This is a genomic window from Neoroseomonas rubea (assembly GCF_016106015.1).
GTDB classification, from domain to species: domain Bacteria; phylum Pseudomonadota; class Alphaproteobacteria; order Acetobacterales; family Acetobacteraceae; genus Neoroseomonas; species Neoroseomonas rubea.
This window is the reverse complement of sequence record NZ_JACADQ010000057.1, coordinates 1-17,345: the sequence shown is the minus strand read 5'-3', so window position 1 is coordinate 17,345 and position 17,345 is coordinate 1. Positions and strand designations below refer to the sequence as shown.

General features: G+C 68.2%; 17 protein-coding genes, 1 tRNA gene and 1 pseudogene. 11 read left to right on the top strand and 8 right to left on the bottom strand.

The features are described 5' to 3' along the window. Nucleotides 1-198, top strand: a pseudogene (locus HW577_RS08640) (squalene/phytoene synthase family protein); the annotation flags it as partial. 4 nt (nt 199-202) lie between these two features. Here HW577_RS08640 and HW577_RS08635 read toward each other — a convergent pair. Further along, the gene (locus HW577_RS08635; RefSeq protein WP_198375737.1) at nt 203-526 is read right to left on the bottom strand and encodes a hypothetical protein; all 324 of its coding nucleotides are present in this window, start codon (nt 524-526) and stop codon (nt 203-205) included. A 90-nt stretch (nt 527-616) separates the two neighbouring features. Then, nucleotides 617-3,481 carry an excinuclease ABC subunit UvrA gene (uvrA, locus tag HW577_RS08630; protein ID WP_198375736.1) on the bottom strand — a complete coding sequence of 955 codons (2,865 nt, stop codon included), beginning with the start codon at nt 3,479-3,481 and terminating at the stop codon, nt 617-619. A gap of 141 nt (nt 3,482-3,622) precedes the next feature. Between uvrA and ssb the strand changes: the two genes are divergently transcribed. The 6 genes from ssb to HW577_RS08600 all read left to right on the top strand — a co-directional run bounded on the left by ssb (nt 3,623) and on the right by HW577_RS08600 (nt 9,271). Continuing rightward, complete coding sequence (gene ssb, locus HW577_RS08625; RefSeq protein ID WP_198375735.1) at nt 3,623-4,156, top strand: single-stranded DNA-binding protein; 534 nt, start codon at nt 3,623-3,625, stop codon at nt 4,154-4,156. A gap of 86 nt (nt 4,157-4,242) precedes the next feature. Further along, complete coding sequence (gyrA, locus tag HW577_RS08620; RefSeq protein ID WP_332837563.1) at nt 4,243-6,987, top strand: DNA gyrase subunit A; 2,745 nt, start codon at nt 4,243-4,245, stop codon at nt 6,985-6,987. After that, a complete protein-coding gene (gene coaD / locus HW577_RS08615) occupies nt 6,980-7,489 on the top strand; it encodes a pantetheine-phosphate adenylyltransferase (protein WP_198375734.1) in 510 nt (169 codons plus the stop codon). Before gyrA ends, coaD begins: the two co-directional genes overlap by 8 nt. Nucleotides 7,490-7,503: 14 nt before the next feature. Further along, entirely contained in the window at nt 7,504-8,073 is a 570-nt protein-coding gene (locus HW577_RS08610) for a peptidylprolyl isomerase (RefSeq protein ID WP_198375733.1), read from the top strand. A 575-nt stretch (nt 8,074-8,648) separates the two neighbouring features. After that, a complete protein-coding gene (locus HW577_RS08605; RefSeq protein ID WP_198375732.1) occupies nt 8,649-9,152 on the top strand; it encodes a peptidylprolyl isomerase in 504 nt (167 codons plus the stop codon). A 43-nt stretch (nt 9,153-9,195) separates the two neighbouring features. Further along, nucleotides 9,196-9,271: transfer RNA gene (locus HW577_RS08600), tRNA-Lys, on the top strand. A 147-nt stretch (nt 9,272-9,418) separates the two neighbouring features. On the opposite strand, the gene HW577_RS08595 is transcribed toward HW577_RS08600, so the two are convergent. Further along, complete coding sequence (locus HW577_RS08595) at nt 9,419-9,670, bottom strand: hypothetical protein (protein WP_198375731.1); 252 nt, start codon at nt 9,668-9,670, stop codon at nt 9,419-9,421. A gap of 291 nt (nt 9,671-9,961) precedes the next feature. Here HW577_RS08595 and HW577_RS08590 point away from each other — a divergent pair, with 291 nt between their 5' ends. Then, nucleotides 9,962-10,525, top strand: a complete 564-nt coding sequence (locus HW577_RS08590) for a Spy/CpxP family protein refolding chaperone (protein WP_198375730.1) — start codon at nt 9,962-9,964, stop codon at nt 10,523-10,525. Nucleotides 10,526-11,052: 527 nt separating this feature from the next. Then, entirely contained in the window at nt 11,053-12,180 is a 1,128-nt protein-coding gene (locus tag HW577_RS08585) for an OmpA family protein (RefSeq protein WP_198375738.1), read from the top strand. Between the two features lie 208 nt (nt 12,181-12,388). On the opposite strand, the gene HW577_RS08580 is transcribed toward HW577_RS08585, so the two are convergent. The 5 genes from HW577_RS08580 to HW577_RS08560 are packed head-to-tail and all read right to left on the bottom strand — an operon-like array spanning nt 12,389 to nt 16,294. Further along, nucleotides 12,389-13,312 (bottom strand): DUF6282 family protein, encoded by a 924-nt coding sequence (locus HW577_RS08580; protein WP_198375729.1) that lies wholly within the window; start codon nt 13,310-13,312, stop codon nt 12,389-12,391. 11 nt (nt 13,313-13,323) lie between these two features. Beyond that, nucleotides 13,324-14,013: an amino acid ABC transporter permease gene (locus HW577_RS08575; RefSeq protein ID WP_198375728.1), complete on the bottom strand. Its 690-nt coding sequence runs from the start codon at nt 14,011-14,013 to the stop codon at nt 13,324-13,326. 3 nt (nt 14,014-14,016) lie between these two features. Next, nucleotides 14,017-14,691, bottom strand: coding sequence for an amino acid ABC transporter permease (locus tag HW577_RS08570; protein WP_198375727.1), 675 nt, complete (start codon nt 14,689-14,691; stop codon nt 14,017-14,019). A 7-nt stretch (nt 14,692-14,698) separates the two neighbouring features. Further along, nucleotides 14,699-15,523 carry a transporter substrate-binding domain-containing protein gene (locus tag HW577_RS08565; RefSeq protein WP_198375726.1) on the bottom strand — a complete coding sequence of 275 codons (825 nt, stop codon included), beginning with the start codon at nt 15,521-15,523 and terminating at the stop codon, nt 14,699-14,701. A 30-nt stretch (nt 15,524-15,553) separates the two neighbouring features. Further along, nucleotides 15,554-16,294, bottom strand: coding sequence for an amino acid ABC transporter ATP-binding protein (locus HW577_RS08560; protein WP_198375725.1), 741 nt, complete (start codon nt 16,292-16,294; stop codon nt 15,554-15,556). A 148-nt stretch (nt 16,295-16,442) separates the two neighbouring features. On the opposite strand from HW577_RS08560, the gene HW577_RS08555 reads away from it, so the two are divergent. Then, nucleotides 16,443-16,676, top strand: coding sequence for a (2Fe-2S)-binding protein (locus tag HW577_RS08555; RefSeq protein WP_198375724.1), 234 nt, complete (start codon nt 16,443-16,445; stop codon nt 16,674-16,676). Then, on the top strand, nt 16,673-17,345 hold a 673-nt coding region (locus HW577_RS08550), incomplete at its 3' end, for an FAD-dependent oxidoreductase (RefSeq protein WP_198375723.1). The genes HW577_RS08555 and HW577_RS08550, both read left to right, overlap by 4 nt.

Here is a 17,345-nt window from a genome sequence, read left to right as displayed (position 1 = left end):
GCGCTCGCCGCCGAAGGGCTCGAAGCGCTGCGTGGCGCGCGGCGGGACGTCCCGCGTATCGCGATCGCCGCCGCCCTGCCGGCCGTGCTCGCACGGCGCGACCTGGGGCGGCTGGCCGCAAGGCGCGTCACCCTGGCGCCGCGCGGCGTCGTGGACCGCCTCGCCGTCATTGCCGCTGGCTGGCACGGGCGGATGTGACCGGTCACACGCGCGCGGTGCGCTGGAGCAACGCCGCGCTGGCCTTGAAGCGGTTCACGCGGCGGTCGTGGCGTGCCGCGCCTGACATGGCGCGATCAGGGCAAGAGGGAAGAGTGATCATGTGCTCGCGGCCTTTCGGCACCGTCCGCACGTACTGAAGCCGGGGCACGGCAGCCTCGGTGACCGGGATGGTCGCGATGTTCCTGGCGTGCTTGTTCGGCGGGCTGCTCGTGGTGGTCGCGCTTGATATCGGGCCGCCGATCCGGGACGATTTCGCGGTTCGCCAAATGACACGGCCCGTGCCCTCCGCGCGCGTGACGGAAGGCACCTGCCGATCGCGATGGTTCCTGTGCGAGGGTTGCGACGTCGCGATCGCCTGGCGTGACGCTGACGGCGCGCGGGACGCCGGACTGACGCCTCAGGCCCGCCTGCGCTTCGGCACCGCGGCGACCTCCACGCGGTGCAGCAGCGGCGCGAGGAAGCGCCCGGTATGGCTTTCCGGCACAGCGGCGACATCCTCCGGCGTGCCTTCCGCGACCAGACGCCCGCCGCCTTCGCCGCCTTCCGGGCCGAGGTCCAGCACCCAGTCGGCGGTCTTGATGACCTCCAGGTTGTGCTCGATGACGACGACGGTGTTGCCCTGCTCGACCAGCGCGTGCAGCACCTCCAGCAGCTTGCGCACATCCTCGAAATGCAGGCCGGTGGTCGGCTCGTCGAGGATGTAGAGCGTGCGGCCCGTGGCGCGGCGGGACAGTTCCTTGGACAGCTTTATCCGTTGCGCCTCGCCGCCGCTCAGCGTGGTGGCCTGCTGCCCCAGGTGGATGTAGCCCAGGCCCACGTCGCGCAGCACGGTCAGCTTGTCGCGGATGGAGGGGACGGCGGAGAAGAACTCCACGCCCTCATCCACCGTCATGTCGAGCACGTCGGCAATCGATTTGCCGCGGAACTTCACTTCCAGCGTCTCGCGGTTGTAGCGCTTGCCCTTGCAGGTGTCGCAGGTGACGTAGACGTCCGGCAGGAAGTGCATCTCGATCTTGATCAGGCCGTCGCCCTGGCAGGCCTCGCAGCGGCCGCCCTTCACGTTGAAGCTGAAGCGCCCGGCCTTGTAGCCGCGCGCTCGGCTGTCCGGCATCTCGGCGAACCAGTCGCGGATCGGCGCGAACAGGCCGGTATAGGTCGCGGGGTTGGATCGCGGCGTGCGGCCGATCGGCGACTGGTCGATGTCGATGATCTTGTCGAGATGCTCGAGCCCCTCGATCCGGTCATGCGGCGCGGGCACCTCCGCCGCGCCCATCAGCCGCCGTGCGGCGGCCTTGTAGAGCGTCTCGATCACCAGCGTCGATTTGCCGCCACCCGAGACGCCGGTGATGCAGGTGAAGGTGCCGAGAGGGATCGCGGCGCTCAGATCCTTCAGGTTGTTGCCGCTGGCACCGACGATGCGGAGTTGTTTCTTGCGATCGGGCTTGCGCCGCTTGGCCGGCACCTCGATGCGGCGGATGCCGGAGAGGTACTGGCCGGTCAGGCTGGCGGGGTTGGCGGCGACCTCGGCCGGCGTGCCCTGCGCGATGACGCGCCCGCCGCCCTTGCCCGCGGCGGGGCCGATATCGACGAGGTGGTCCGCCTGGCGGATCGCGTCCTCGTCATGCTCGACCACCAGCACCGTGTTGCCGAGGTCCCGCAGCCGCCGAAGCGTCGTCAGCAGCCTTTCATTGTCGCGCTGGTGCAGGCCGATCGAGGGTTCGTCCAGCACATACAGCACACCCGTCAGCCCCGAGCCGATCTGGGAGGCGAGGCGGATGCGCTGCGACTCCCCGCCCGAGAGCGTGGCTGAGGAACGGCCGAGGGAGAGGTAGTCGAGGCCCACATCCACCAGGAACTGCAGCCGCTCCTCAATCTCGCGCAGGATGCGGCGCGCGATCTCCTGCCGCTGCGGCGTCAGAGTCTCCATCACCGTGCCGAACCATTCGCGCGCGCGGCGGATCGAGAGGTCCGAGACCTCCCCGATATGCTTGCCCGCCACTTTGACGGACAGCGCCTGCGGCTTGAGCCGATGGCCGGAACAAGCGGCGCAGGGCTTCTCCGCCTGGTAGCGGGACAGATCCTCCCGCACCCAAGGGTTGTCCGTTTCCTTGAAGCGGCGCTCGAGGTTCGGGATCACGCCCTCGAAGGGCTTCTTCACCTCATAGGCGCGCAGACCGTCCTTGTAGCGGAGCGTGACCACGTCATCGCCCGTGCCGAACAGGATCTGCTTGCGGATCGCGGCGGGGATGTCCTGCCAGGCGGTGGTCAGCGGCAGCTTGAAATGCCGCGCCAGGCTTTCGATCGTCTGGTCGTAGTAGGGCGATTGTGCGCCGGTCCACGGCACGATCGCGCCATCCTTCAGCGAGACGTCGTCCTGCGGCACGACCAGCTGCGGGTCGAAGAAGGACTCCGTCCCGAGCCCGTCGCAGGCCGGGCAGGCGCCGTGCGGAGAGTTGAAGGAAAAGAGGCGCGGCTCGATTTCCTCGATCGTGAAGCCGGAGACGGGGCAGGCGAATTTCGCGCTGAACACCGTGCGATCATTCGTATCGGCGTTGTCGGCATAGGCGATGCCGTCGGCGAGCCCCAGCGCTGTCTCGAAGGAATCCGCCAGGCGCTGCGCGATGCCCTCCCGCACCACGATGCGGTCCACCACCACCTCGATGTCGTGCTTCAGCTTCTTGTCGAGCTTCGGGGCTTCCCCGATCTGCACCAGGGTGCCGTTGACCTTCACGCGCTCGAAGCCGCGGCGCTGCCATTCGGCGAGTTCCTTGCGGTACTCGCCCTTCTTGCCGCGCACGACGGGGGCCAGCAGCAGCAGGCGGGTGCCTTCCGGCATCGCCATGACACGGTCGACCATCTGGGAGACGGTCTGCGCCTCGATCGGCAGACCGGTCGCCGGCGAATAGGGCACGCCGGCGCGCGCCCAGAGCAGGCGCATGTAGTCGTTGATCTCGGTGACGGTGCCGACGGTCGAGCGCGGATTGTGGCTAGTGGTCTTCTGCTCGATCGAGATGGCGGGGGAGAGCCCCTCGATCGAATCGACATCGGGCTTCTGCATCAGCTGTAGGAACTGGCGGGCATAAGCCGAGAGCGACTCGACATAGCGGCGCTGGCCTTCGGCGTAGATCGTGTCGAAGGCGAGCGAGGATTTGCCCGACCCCGAGAGCCCCGTGACGACCGTCAGCGTGTCGCGCGGGATGTCGAGGTCGATGTCCTTGAGGTTGTGCTGGCGCGCGCCACGGATTCGGATATGGCCGGTCATGGGGGCAGGGGGCTCCGCGGGCGGCGCGGCCAGGACGACCGCTGGTGTTCCGGTGATGTTCTCGCCATATATGCCCCCGGTCTGGCGCCGCGCAACGGTGGCGGGGTAGTCTTCCAGGCCGAAACGACAGGATTCATCGGCATGGCGGGTGTGAACAAGGTCATCATCCTGGGGCGGCTCGGCCGCGACCCTGAGGTGCGGAACTTCCAGAATGGCGGGAAGGTCGTGAACCTGCGGCTCGCCACGAGCGAGCGATACAAGGATCGCGAGGGAAACCAGCAGGAGCGGACGGAATGGCACTCCGTCGCGATCTTCAACGACCGCCTCGGCGAGGTCGCCGAGAAGTACCTGCGCAAGGGCAGCGAAGTCTACATCGAGGGCCAGCTCGAGACGCGCAAGTGGCAGGACAAGGACGGCCAGGACCGCTACACAACCGAGATCGTGTTGCGCCAGTACCGCGGCGAACTGCAGATGGTGGGCGGGCGTGGCGGCGGTGGGGCCGGTGCCGATGAGGGCGGCGGCTATGCCGAGCGCCCGGCCTCCGGCAGCGGTTACGGGGGCGGGGCTGGCGGAGGAGGTGGCGGCGGGGGGCCCCGTTCGGGCGGCGGCGCGTCCCGCGGCGGCGGCGGCTGGGATTCGAAGAAGACCGACCTCGACGACGAGATCCCGTTCTGAGGCCGCGCGGTTGACGCGGCGCGCCATGCGGGGCCTATGGCGCCAGCGCAGCCGCGCCGCGTGACCCACCATTCCGAGCACACCGCGTGACCGATCCGACCAGCCCCGGCGAGACGCCCCAGGACACGACGCCCGTCGCGCTCGAGGAGGAGATGCGCCGCTCCTACCTCGACTACGCCATGAGCGTGATTGTCTCGCGCGCCCTGCCGGATGCGCGGGACGGGCTGAAGCCCGTGCATCGCCGCATCCTGTTCTCGATGTACGAAAGCGGCTTCACGCCGGATAAGCCGTACCGCAAGTCGGCGCGCGTCACCGGCGACGTGATGGGCAAGTACCACCCCCATGGCGACGCCGCGATCTACGACGCCATGGTACGCATGGCGCAGCCCTTCTCGATGCGCGTGCCGCTGATCGACGGCCAGGGCAATTTCGGCAGCGTGGACGGCGACCCGCCGGCGGCGATGCGCTACACGGAAGCGCGGCTCGCGCAATCCGCCATGGCGCTGCTGGAAGGAATCGACGAGGACACGGTCGACTTCCAGCCCAACTACGACGAGAGCGCGGAGGAGCCGCGCGTCCTGCCCGCCGCCTTCCCGAACCTGCTGGTGAACGGCGCGGGCGGCATCGCCGTCGGCATGGCGACGAACATCCCCACGCACAATCCGGGCGAGGTGATCGACGCGACGCTGAAGCTGATCGCCGAGCCGGACACCACGCTCGAAGAGCTCATGAAGATCATCCCAGGGCCGGACTTCCCGACCGCAGGGCTGATCCTGGGCCGCTCCGGCATCCGCGCAGCCTTCGAGACGGGCCGTGGCTCGATCCCGCTGCGCGCGCGGGCCGAGATCGAGGAGATGAAGGGCGGCCGCCAGGCGATCGCGGTCAGCGAGATCCCCTATCAGGTCAACAAGTCGAGCCTCCTGGAGAAGATCGCGGAACTGGTGCGCGCCAAGGCGATCGAGGGCATCTCCGACCTGCGGGACGAGAGCGACCGCTCTGGCATGCGCATCGTCATCGAGCTGAAGCGCGATGCGACGGCCGAAGTCGTGCTCAACCAGCTGTATCGCATGACGCAGCTGCAGACCTCCTTCGCGGTCAACTTCCTCGCGCTGCATAATGGTCGCCCGCAGCAGATGGGCCTGCGCGACGCGCTGACGGCCTTCATCGGGTTCCGCGAGGACGTGATCCTCCGCCGCTCGCGCCATCGGCTGGCGAAGGCGCGCGAACGCGGGCACCTGCTGATCGGCCTCGCCATCGCGGTCGCGAACATCGACGAGGTCATCCGCGTGATCCGCGCGAGCCCGGACGCCGCGACGGCGCGCGTCGCGCTGATGGAACGCGACTGGCCCGCGGGCGATGTCGGCGTGCTGCTGGAACTGGTCGACGACCACCGCAACGTCATCACCCCGGAAGGCACGGTGCGCCTGACCGAGGAGCAGGCCCGCGGCATCCTGGATCTGCGCCTCCAGCGCCTGACGGGGCTGGAGCGGGAGAAGATCACCGGGGAACTCGGCGAGGTCGGGGAGAAGATCCGCGACCTGCTCGACATCCTGGGCAGCCGCATCCGCCGCATGGAGGTCATGTCGGCCGAGCTGCTGGCGGTGCGGGCGAAGATCGCGAGCCCGCGCATGACGCAGATCGTCGACGGGCTTGCCGATGTCGACGATGAGAGCCTCATCGAGCCCGGCACCATGGTGGTGACGCTGACGCGCGACGGCTACGTCAAGCGGACGCCGCTCGACACCTTCCGCGCGCAGGGCCGCGGCGGGAAGGGGCGCACCGGCGCCGGCACGCGCGACGACGATGTCGTCATCCGGTCCTTCGTCGCGCACACGCACCAGCACGTCCTGTTCTTCACCAGCCGCGGCATCGCCTTCCGCGAGAAGGTCTGGCAGCTGCCTGAAGGCGGCGCGACGGGCCGCGGGCGCTCGCTGCGGCAGGTGCTCGCGCTGCAGGAAGGGGAGACGGTGACCGCCGTGCTGCCCTTGCCGCTCGATGAGACGTTGTGGGACGGGCTGCATCTCGTTTTCGCCACTGTGCAGGGCAATGTGCGACGCAACCGCCTGTCGGATTTCCGCAACGTCCGCTCCGCCGGCCTGATCGCGATGAAGCTGGACGAGGGCGATAGCCTTGTGGGGGTCGCGACCTGCCGGGAAGGTGACGACGTGCTGCTCGCGACGCGCGCGGGCAAATGCATCCGCTTCCAGGCGGAGCCGGACACGCTGCGGCTGTTCGCCGGCCGCGAATCCTCCGGTGTGCGCGGCATCCGGCTGGCGGATGGCGACAGCGTCATCGCACTTTCCGTGCTGCGCCACGTGGAGGCGAGTGCGGAGGAGCGCGCCGCCTATCTGAAGGCCGCCGCCGCGCGCCGCCGTGCGCCGGAGGACGAGGCCGAGGCAACCGTCCCCGCCGCCCCCGAGGAAGCGGAGGAGGCGACGGCCGAGATCTCGCTCTCCCCCGAGCGCTTCAACGAATTGGCGGAGGCCGAGGAACTGCTGCTCGCCGTCACGGATGGCGGCTTCGGCAAGCGGACCTCCGCCCACGAGTATCGCGTGACGGGCCGTGGCGGGCAGGGGATCGCGGGCATCTCCTTCTCCGCCCGCACGGGGCGGGAGGTGGTCGCGACCTTCCCGGTCCGTGCCGGAGACCACCTGATGCTGGTGACCGATGGCGGGCAGCTCATCCGCATCGAGGCTGACGATGTCCGCCTGACCGGCCGCCAGGCCATGGGCGTCATGCTGATGCGCCTGTCGGATGGGGAGCGGGTGATCTCCTGCTTCCCCGTGGCCGATGAGGGCGACGACGAGGATACGGCCGTAACCGATGATTGAGCGCGTCGCCCTTTACCCGGGCACCTTCGACCCCGTCACTAACGGGCATCTCGACATCATCGGCCGCGCCGCGCGGTTGGTGGATCGTCTCGTCGTCGGTGTCGCAATCAATATCGGCAAGGGGCCGCTCTTCGATCTCGAGGAACGGGTGGAACTCGTGCGCGCCGAGACGGCGGCGATCGCCGCGCGGAACGGCACGATCATCGAGGTGCGCCCTTTTGAAGGGCTGCTCGTGCACTACGCGCGGGAGGTCGGCGCGCGAATGATCGTGCGCGGCCTCCGCGCGGTCGCCGATTTCGACTACGAGTTCCAGATGGTCGGCATGAACCGCCGCCTCGATCAGGAGATCGAGACGGTGTTCCTGATGGCCTCGGAGACCAACCAGTTCATCGCTTCCCGCCTCGTGAAGGAAATTGCGCGGCTGGGGGGCGACATCTCAGGCTTCGTGCCGAAGGCTACGCTCGAGCGCACTATCGCCAAGCTGCGCGCGACGAAGGAATGAAGGGAACAAGGGACATGGACCGCAGGACGCTGCTTGGCGCCGCATTCGCCGCCGCCGCCGCCACGCCGGCGCTGGCGCAGCAGCCGGCGCTCGACCCTGAGAACACGCTGATCCTGGAACTGCCCGCTGGTCGCGTGACGATCCAGCTGCTCCCTGACCTCGCGCCGCGTCATGTCGAGCGCGTCAAGACGCTGGTACGCCGAGGCTTCTACGACAACACGCCCTTCCATCGCGTGATCGAGGGCTTCATGGCGCAGGGCGGCGACCCGACGGGGACCGGCACGGGCGGGCAGCGCGAAACGCGGCTGCCCGACTTGCCTGCGGAGTTTAGTCCGCGGTCACGCGCTCGTTTTGTGCGGGGTACTTGCGGTATGGCACGTGGAGCGGGGCCAAATACCGCTAATTGCCAATTTTTTATTATGTTTACGACGTACCCAAGCCTCGACGAAGATTACACGATCTGGGGGCGCGTCGTGGCAGGAATGGAAGCTGTGGATCGTCTAAAGCGGGGCGATCAGCGACGCAATGGATCTGTAGAGAACCCTGACCGGTTACGTGTTGCGCGAATTGCTAGCGACTCATAGGAAAGAATGAAAATTCGTACAGGGCTCAGGAAAACATGAGAATAGTCCTTGTGGCGGTATCTTGTTTTTTACTGAGCGCCTGTGAGGCGCCTCGCTACGTTATGAGGCAGTCGTTTGACGCGGAGGAACACTCCCAGGCGATGAGATCTGGTACAGCGGTATTGCGAGGGCAAGCGTTCTTGCGGACGGTTGGTGGCGAAGTGCGAACGTGCGCTGGACTACGGGTGAATTTAATTCCAGCGACAAACTATACCATAGAGCTGGCAACTGCCTCTCAGGCTGGACTCTACAGTCAAATTACGAATATTGATCAACGAATTCATCAGTACGTGCGCCATACTATCTGTGGCGCAGACGGATCGTTTTCTTTTCGTGATTTGCCGCCAGGTGATTGGATAGTACAGGCGACCGTTGTGTGGGGTGTGCCGGTCTCATCTTACCGCACAGTTCGGCAGGGGGGAGATGTTGTTAGCCGTGCTATGACGCGGACTGGCCAGACCACCGAAGTTGTTTTGACAAGATGAACGTCCTTTCGAGCTCGAACCACCACGCTGTATCGTGACAAGGATACAAAGATGACCGAGACCAACGCCGCCGACCCCGAGAACACGCTGATCCTCGAGATCGAGCATGGCACCGTCACCATCGCGCTGCGCCCCGACCTGGCGCCGAAGCATGTCGATCAGATCAAGACGCTGGCGCGGCAGGGCTTTTACGACAACGTGCCGTTCCATCGCGTGATCGAAGGCTTCATGGCCCAGGGCGGCGACCCGACGGGCACCGGGCGCGGCGGCTCGGAACTGCCGGATATCGAGGCCGAGTTCAGCAGCCCGCAGACGGCCCGCTTCCTGCGCGGTACCTGCGGCATGGCGCGTACCTCCGACCCGAACAGCGCGAACAGCCAGTTCTTCATCATGTTCGCCCCGGCGCCCAGCCTCGATGGCCAGTACACGATTTGGGGCCAGGTCACCTCCGGCATGGACGCGATCGACAAGATCAAGCGCGGTGCCGGCATGTCCGGCATGGTGCCGGAACCGGACCGTATCAAGAGCATGAAGGTGGCGGCCGACGCCGCCTGAGGCTATGTGACCGGCGCCGGGCGATCCCGGCGCCGTATCCGGCGTGCCCGTAGCTCAGCCGGTAGAGCACGTGACTTTTAATCATGGGGTCCGGGGTTCGAATCCCCGCGGGCACACCAGGGCTTCCGGCTGATCCGGCCCTCTCCAATCCTCCTTCGATCTGCACCGCGGCCGCACTCTCGCGTCCCACGCGAAACACCCGCCGGTCACGGGTCAGGCGCCTGAACCTTCGTCGCAAGGACGATGCTGCTACCCCGCCGGCGGCATCAGAGGCCTGACACGCCCCCTTTCCCGCCGGCATGCAGGCGGCGGCGCTCACGCCGGGTCAACATGCGGCGCGCCACGAGCCAGGCGATCGGCGCGGAGATCACGATGCTCAGCGCGGCCGTGCCGTAGAGCAGCCACGCGCCCTGCGAGAAGTCTGTCGTCGCCGAGGGAAAGCTCATGATTGCGACCACCAGCGCGCCGAAGACGACCGCGGTGGTGGGCATGAATGCGAGAACTGCGAGCTTGAACATGGGGTGCCTTCCGCGCCATCACGCCGCAGCCACGTAACGCCGTGGCAGGAATCGGGTTCCATCCCGCGCGCTGGTCGCGGTCGCCCATGTGGCCCTGCCGCCGGGCCAGCAGGAAACGCGGGCGGGCAGCCTTCCGCGGCGCCGCCGACCACGCCACGCAACCCGCCGCGCCGCCGCGCGTTCCTCGATCGTGATCCGGGTCCGGCACTGCGGCCGTTCCGCGACGGCCCGGCCGCCGCAGTCCGGCCAACCACGAACCAGGCCCTCTTGCGAGTTGATCGGAGGAACATCATGCAGGTCTCAAGGACATCAGCGCTGGGTGTCGCGACGCTGCTGCTCGGCCTGAGCGGCGCCGCATGGGCGCAGACCGCGGCGCCCGCCTCGCCCACGGTTCAGGCTTCGCCACCAGCGGGCGCGGGCCGGATGGCGCCCGGACCCGCCATGGGGCCCGGCATGGCGATGCCCATGATGCGGGGCAGCATGCCGATGGGCGCGGGCATGATGGGCCCCGGCATGATGGGACAGCATGTCGAGGGCCGCATCGCCTTTCTCAAGGCGGAGATTGGCATCACCGAGGCACAGACCGCGCAGTGGAATGCCTTCGCCGAGGCGCTCCGCGCCAATGGCCGGGCCATGACTGAACTGCAAGGCCGCATGCCGCAGGCCGCGCAGCAGCCCGCGCCGAACACGCCGCCGCTCACCCTGCCGCAGCGCCTCGATCAGCATGAGCGCATGTTGACGGTCCAGGCCGAGGCCCTACGCCGGTTGAGGACCGCCCTCACGCCGCTCTACGCCGTGCTGACTGAGCAGCAGCGGCAGGCAGCCGACAGTCTGGTGATGGGAATGATGATGTAGCGGAGGCGCGCGCCCTGGACCCACCCGGCACCGCGCATCGCCGCAGACCGTCGACGGTGTTTGTCAACCGGTGGCCGTTGTTGCGCGAGGCCGCGCCGGCGCGTCCGCGCAACCTTGCATCGCATCGCATCGCATCGCGCCTTCGCCTCGACCGAGAAGGAGAAGCCCAAAGAATGCTCCTCGTCGTCAGCGCCTCCCACGGCACGGTCCCGATGCCCCGCCACCGGATCGGCCCGACCCGCGGCGGCGCCCGGACGAGTGCAAGGAGGGCGGGCCGGACTACGTCAAGGAGGTCCACCAGGGGGAGAAGGCACGGCGCGATCACGAGGATGCGGTGAGCGAAGCGGACGAGAAGCCCGGCGCGGAGTGACGCGCGGGTCGCCCGGTCTGGCACCGCGCCTGTTGCACGCAGGCCACATATGCGAGGTGGAGCGCGCTTGCGCGCGCAACCGGGCGCAACGCCCCGGTTCGGCGAAAGTTACCCCGATGCGGCGATCGGCCGCGATCCCAGCAGCAGGACGACAGCCATGAACTCGAAGAAGGCCCTACTCCTTGCCACGGTGATGGCGATGCCCGCCGCCGCCATGGCGCAGCCGGTCACCGGTCTGTACGTAGGCGGCGGCGCCGGCGTGAACTGGTTGACGGACTCCGACGGTGGCAACCTGCAGAGCTTTATCGACAGCACCAACGTCAATCCGAACAACCTGGGGCTGACGCCGAGCGGGGGCTTCAACGCGTCCTTCAGCGTCGGCTTCGTGGGGGTGATCTCGGTCGGCTACGGTTTCGGCAATGGGCTGCGGCTCGAACTCGAAGGCAACTACCGGCAGAACGAGGTCGACCAAGTGGCTGCGACCGGCTTCAGCGGCAGTTCGGGCGGCACGGCCCGGACCTACGGCGTGATGGCCAATGTGCTGTACGATTTCGGGGCCACCTCGCGCTGGGTCGTGCAGCCCTATGTCGGCCTCGGCGCCGGCTATGCGGTGCATGACTATGACAATGTCTCGCTGCGCGGCCGGACCACCGCGGGCACGACGGTGCCGCAGTTCCGCATCGACGATTCCGACGGTCGCTTCGCCTACCAGGCGATCCTCGGGCTCGGCCTGCCGATCAGCTCGGTGCCCGGCCTCGCTCTCACGGCCGAGTACCGCTTCTTCGGCATGCTCTCTCCCGAATTCGCCGCGACGGCGACCAACGCGATCGGCGTCACGCGGCGGACGAATGTGGAGGTCGATGCCTTCAATCATTCGCTCCTGCTCGGCGTGCGGTATAATTTCGGCCGATCGGCTCCGGTGGCCGGGCCGGTCGCGGCCGCCGCACCCGCGCCGGCGCGCACCTTCCTTGTCTTCTTCGACTGGAACCGCGCGGACCTGACGGCGCGGACGCGGCAGATCATCGCCGAGGCGGCGCAGGCGCGCGGGCGCCAGCAGGTGACGCGCATCGAGGTGACGGGCCATACCGACACCTCGGGCTCGCCGCAGTACAATCAGGGCCTGTCGGTGCGCCGGGCGAACGCGGTCGCCGCCGAGCTCGTGCGCCTGGGCGTGCCGCGTGGCGACATCACCGCGCGCGGCGTCGGCGAGGGGCAGTTGCTCGTTCCCACCCCAGACAACACGCGCGAGCCGCAGAACCGTCGCGTGGAGATCGTTCTGCTCTGAAGCGGCGCCGGCATGGGGCGCGCGATGGCGCCCCGTGCCGGCACGCGGACCTATCCGCATGGCCTTCGCGGGGGACCGCAGTGCCACGTCTTCCTCACGGCAAGCAGGCGGCCCCCTGCTGCGCCAGCAGTAGGGCCTCGCCGGCTGCGGCTGCCATCAGGCGAGGGCGTCGGCCCAGTCAGGGAGCACGCCAGGAGGGGGGCGGAGCTCAGCCTTCGGGCGCCAGGCCGATCCGGAACAGCGCTGCGGGGTTGTCGCGGATCATGCGGCGGATCTCGGCTTCGCTAAAGCCCTCGCTTTCGACCAACATCAGGTATTCGCGGAAGGCCTCGACGGGAGGCGGTAGAAGATAGACGCCGGCATCGGTGGAGAGGATCGCGCAGTCGCCGGCCGCGCGGATGCGTGGCGAGAACTCCTGGATGACGCTGTTGGCGGCGATCTTGTGCTTCTCCTCGTCGACATGGGTCAGGCCCACCTGGGTCGCATGCGTGAGCACGAAGAAGGAGAACTCGGCATAGGCGCCGGTGCCGACGATGGCGCGGATCTCGTCCTCCGCGTAGCGCGTGCAATGGGTGCGCACGCGCGAAACGCCGCGGCGCTTCGCTTCCTCGGCGAGCGCCACGGCCTCGCGCCCCGCGACATGGCCGCAGTCGAAGACCACATCCTTCGCAGCGCAGAGGTCCATGATCGCCGGGACCGGGTCGGGCACCACGCCGTTCTCCGGCACGCGGAAGGTGGTTTCGAGAAATGCCGGCCCGCGCCCCTCCCGCTTCGCAACGTGGTAGGTGTGATGCGTCGGCAGGCTGACGAAGCGCGCGCCGGTTCCAGGCCCGTAGCCATAGCCGATCGCGGTGCGCGCGGCTTCCAGCGTCACGCCCCCCGCGGTCGGCTGCATGATGAGGCCACCGAAGGCCTCGACGCCGAGATGGCCGAGCTCGTCATTGGCCAGCGCGGCGAGGCCCGAGCTGTTCTGGAAGTTGCACATGATGCCGATCGCGCGCATGCCCGCGGCTGCGGCCTGGCGCACTGCGTCGAAGACGTTGACGGATCGGCCGGAGAGATGCGGCGCGCAGTGCACGTGGCAGTCGATCGCACCCTTGAGCAGGTGCGTGCCGGGCGGGATGAAGGGCATGGCGGTGTTCCTCAGGCCTTGGCGCGCCGCCCAAGCCGCGCTTCAAGCCTTTCGCCGAAGCGCTTCGTGGGCCAGCAGATCAGGAAATACACGATCAGGATGGTGCCGAAGCAGAGCAGCGCGGAGAATCCGCGCGTGTTCAGGATCTTGGCCGCATAGGTCATCTCCATCACGCCGATCTGGCTGGCGATGGAGGTCGACTTGATGAATCCCACAGCGTAGCCGAACAGCGGCGGCAGGACGACGCGCCAGGATTGCGGCGCGACGATCCGCGTCAGCACCCGCCAGCGGGAGAAGTTCATCGCCTCCGCCGCGTCCCATTGCGGCGCAGGGACGGATTCGATCCCGGCGCGCGCGATCTCCGCAGCGAAGGCCGCCGCAGAGAGCACCACCGTCACCAGCGCGATGGTGAAGAGGGACGCCTGCGCGCCCGAAAGCTGGAAGGCGAAGAAGACGCACATCAGCTTCACGAGGAAGGGTATGCGTCGGAACGTCTCGACATAGCCGGTCGCGGCCACCCGCACCGGCCCGAAGCCGTACAGGCGAGGGTGCCGCCCGATCGCCAGGCCGAAGCCGATAGCGAAGCCGAGCGCCGCGCCGACATAGGAGAGCAGCAGCGTGTTGAGCAGCGCCTCCCCCAGGAACAGCAGGTTCCAGGAGGAGAAGAACCGCGGCGCGTCTTCGACCAGCTGCTCCCACATCGGCTACAGGATCCTCGCGCGCACACGGAACAGCCAGCGCCCGATCAGCGCGAGCGCGACCGAGCAGACCAGCGTCAATGCCACGTAGATCACCGCGACGATGGAGAAGACCTCAAGCGAACGGAAGGTCAGGGAATTGACGTTGTAGGCGCGACCGGTCAGTTCCTCGACCGCGAAGATCGCGGCGATCGATGTCGTCATAACCTGGATGATGAACTGGTTCGACAACGGCGGATACAGCGCCTTGGCAATATGCGGGACGATCACGTACCAGACCATCTGCGGCACGCTGAAGCCCATGGCGCTGGCCGCGTCCAGCTCCTCCCGCCGTAGCGACTGGAAGCCGGCGCGCTGAATTTCCGTCAGGTAGGCGCCTGCGTTGAGCGACATGCCGATCGCGACCGCCGCATAGGGGGACAGCAGGATTCCCGCATCCGGCAGCACAAAGAAGATGAAGAAGATCTGAACCAGCAGCGGCGTGTTGATGAAGAAGGTGACGTAGGCCTGCACCGCGAGCCGCGCCGCCCGCGGCCCGAAATGCAGGATGGAGGCATTCAGCAGCCCGATCGCCCAGCCCGCGAGGAAGGAGATCATTGCGAGCTGCAGCGTCAGCACCGCGCCGCCTAGCAGGTACGGGATGTGACCGGTGACCTGCGAATAGATGAGGCTGTAGTTCACGTGCCCTTCAGAAGAACGGACTCACGGGCACCTTGGTGAACATCGGGCCGTCGAACCACTTCTCCCATGCGCGCTCGATGGTGCCGTCCGTGTGCAACTCGTACAGCGCGACGTTGAGCCAGTTGCGCAGCGAGTGGTTGTTCTTCGCCACGCCAAGGCCCGAATAGGTCACGCCGAAGGCCGGCACGGCCGTCACCTCCCACTGCACCTGGCGGAAGGGTCGGAGCGCGAAGCGCACGGAATCGATACCGTCGAAGGAGGCCTGCGCCCGCCCCTGCGCGATCGCGCGATTGCGGTCGGGATAGTTGTCGAGCAGCAACACCTGCGCATTCGGGATGGCGCGCTGGATGTAGGGGATGGCGGTCGTGCCGCGCACCTGAGCCAGCGTGACCTCCGGTTTGTTCAGCGCCTCTATCGACGTGTGCCCACGGCCCTCGATGGCGACGATGCCATAGTTCTCGGAATGCACCGGCACCGTGTAGTCGATGACTTTGGCGCGTTCGCTGGTACGCGACATCGCCCCCATGACGAAGTCGATCCGGCCGGAGGCGACCATCGGGATGCGTTCCGGCGACCCCACCGCCTGGAGAACGAGCCGCACGCCGAGCTTTTGCGCGATGGCCGCGGCGACCTCCGGCTCGAAGCCGTCGATCTGGTTGCGCTCGTTGAACAGCGCGCGCGGGGGGAGGGTGGGGTTGACGCCGACCCGGAGTTCCCCGGCGCGCAGCACGTCCTCGAGCGGTCTCGCCGAGGCCTCCTTCGGCGTCAGCAGCGTGGCGGCGGCGGCAGCTGCCGCGGCGCCGCCTGCGAACAGGGCCCGACGGTCGGTCATGCTTCTTCTCCTTCCCAGCGTCCCGCGCCGTCAGTGGCGCAGGATTCTCGACGTGAACTCCTTCAGGCGCGGGCTTTGCGGGCGGTCGAACATCTCCGCCGGCGGACCCGTCTCGACGACCGCGCCCTGGTCGAGGAAGGCGACGCGGCTCGCGACTTCCCGGATGAAGGCCATCTCATGGCTGACGATGAGCATCGTCATGCCGTCCCGCTGCAGGGACCGGATCGTGTCCAGCACCTCGCCGACCAGTTCGGGGTCGAGTGCGGCCGTCACCTCGTCCAGCAGGAGGATGTCCGGCTTCAGCGCGAGGGCACGCGCAATCGCGACGCGCTGTTGCTGCCCGCCCGACAGTTCGTCCGGATAGGCGTCAACCTTCTCGGCAAGCCCAACGCGGGCGAGCAGGTCGCGGGCCTCCCGCTCCACCTCCGCCCGGTTGCGCTTCTTCACCAGCGTCGGCGCGATGGCGACGTTGCGCAGCGCCGTCATGTTCTGGAACAGGTTGTACTGCTGGAAGACGATTGCGAAGCGGTCGCGCGCTGCGCGCAGGCTGCCGCGGCTGCCGTAGTCCACCTTGGCCCCGTCGACCGCCACGGTTCCCGCGCGCGGCTTCAGCAGGCCGACCAGCGTGCGCAGGATGGTGGACTTGCCCGACCCGGAGGGACCGATCAGGCCGATCACCTCGCCCCGTTCCACATCGAGGGAGACGTCGCGCAGCACGTCGGCCTTGCCGCCGTAGGAGACCGTCAGTCCCTGGATGGACAGGAAAGCCAAGCGCGATGCCCCGGTGTTTGTGTGCGCCACACATGGTCATGGCCGGATGGCGCCCGCGTCAAGCCCGCGCGGGAGTTGCAGTGGACGCCGCCGCCTCTATCCTTCGCCCATGGACCTCCGCATCGCAGGGATCGCGCGCCCGCCGTCTGTGACCATCGCCGCGTTCGGGCGCGACATCCCGGCGCATCCGGGGGAGAGCATCGCCGCGGCGTTGATCGCTGCGGGCCATTGGCGCCTCGGTGAGGGCGAGGACCCCGCGCGGCCGCGCACGACCTTCTGCATGATGGGCGTCTGCCAGCAATGCCTGCTGCGCGTCGACGGGCGCCTGGTGCAGGCTTGCCTGACGCCGGTCGCGGCAGGCCAGGTGGTGACGCCCGCATGATCTTCGACGTGGCCGTCCTGGGCGCTGGGCCTGCGGGCATGGCCGCGGCTACGGAAGCGGCATCCCGTGGCGCACGCACCGTGCTGCTCGAGGAATCGCCGCTGCCGGGCGGGCAGGTGTACCGCGCGCCGCCGCCGGGCTTTGTCGCGAAGCCGGACCGCGACCGCCGCGACGGCGATGCGCTGCGCGCGGCATTGGCGGCGAGCAATGTCGAGACCCGGACAGGCTGCCGAGTCTGGGGGCTGGGCGGCGGTCCGCTTGTTCCGGCGGGCAGCGAGCCGCTGCCATTCACGCTCTCGGCGCTCGGCGCCGATGGTGTGCCCTTCGACGTGCGGGCGAGGGCCCTCATCCTCTGCTGCGGTACGCATGAGCGGATCATCCCGTTTCCGGGCTGGACGCTGCCGCGCGTGATCGGCCTTGCCGCCGCGACGATCCTGCTGAAGGCGCAGGGCATGCTGCCCGGGCGGCGCGTTGTCGTCGCGGGTGCGGGGCCCTTGCTCTACGCTGTGGCAGCAAAGGTGCTGGCCAGCGGCGGGACTGTCGCGGCTGTGGCGGACGTCGCGACGCGCGGGGAATGGCTGCGCGCGCTCCCGCCGCTCGCCGCGCGACCGGACCTGCTCGCGCGGGGCGCGGCCTGGCGTGCGCGGCTGTTGGCCGCAGGCGTGCCCG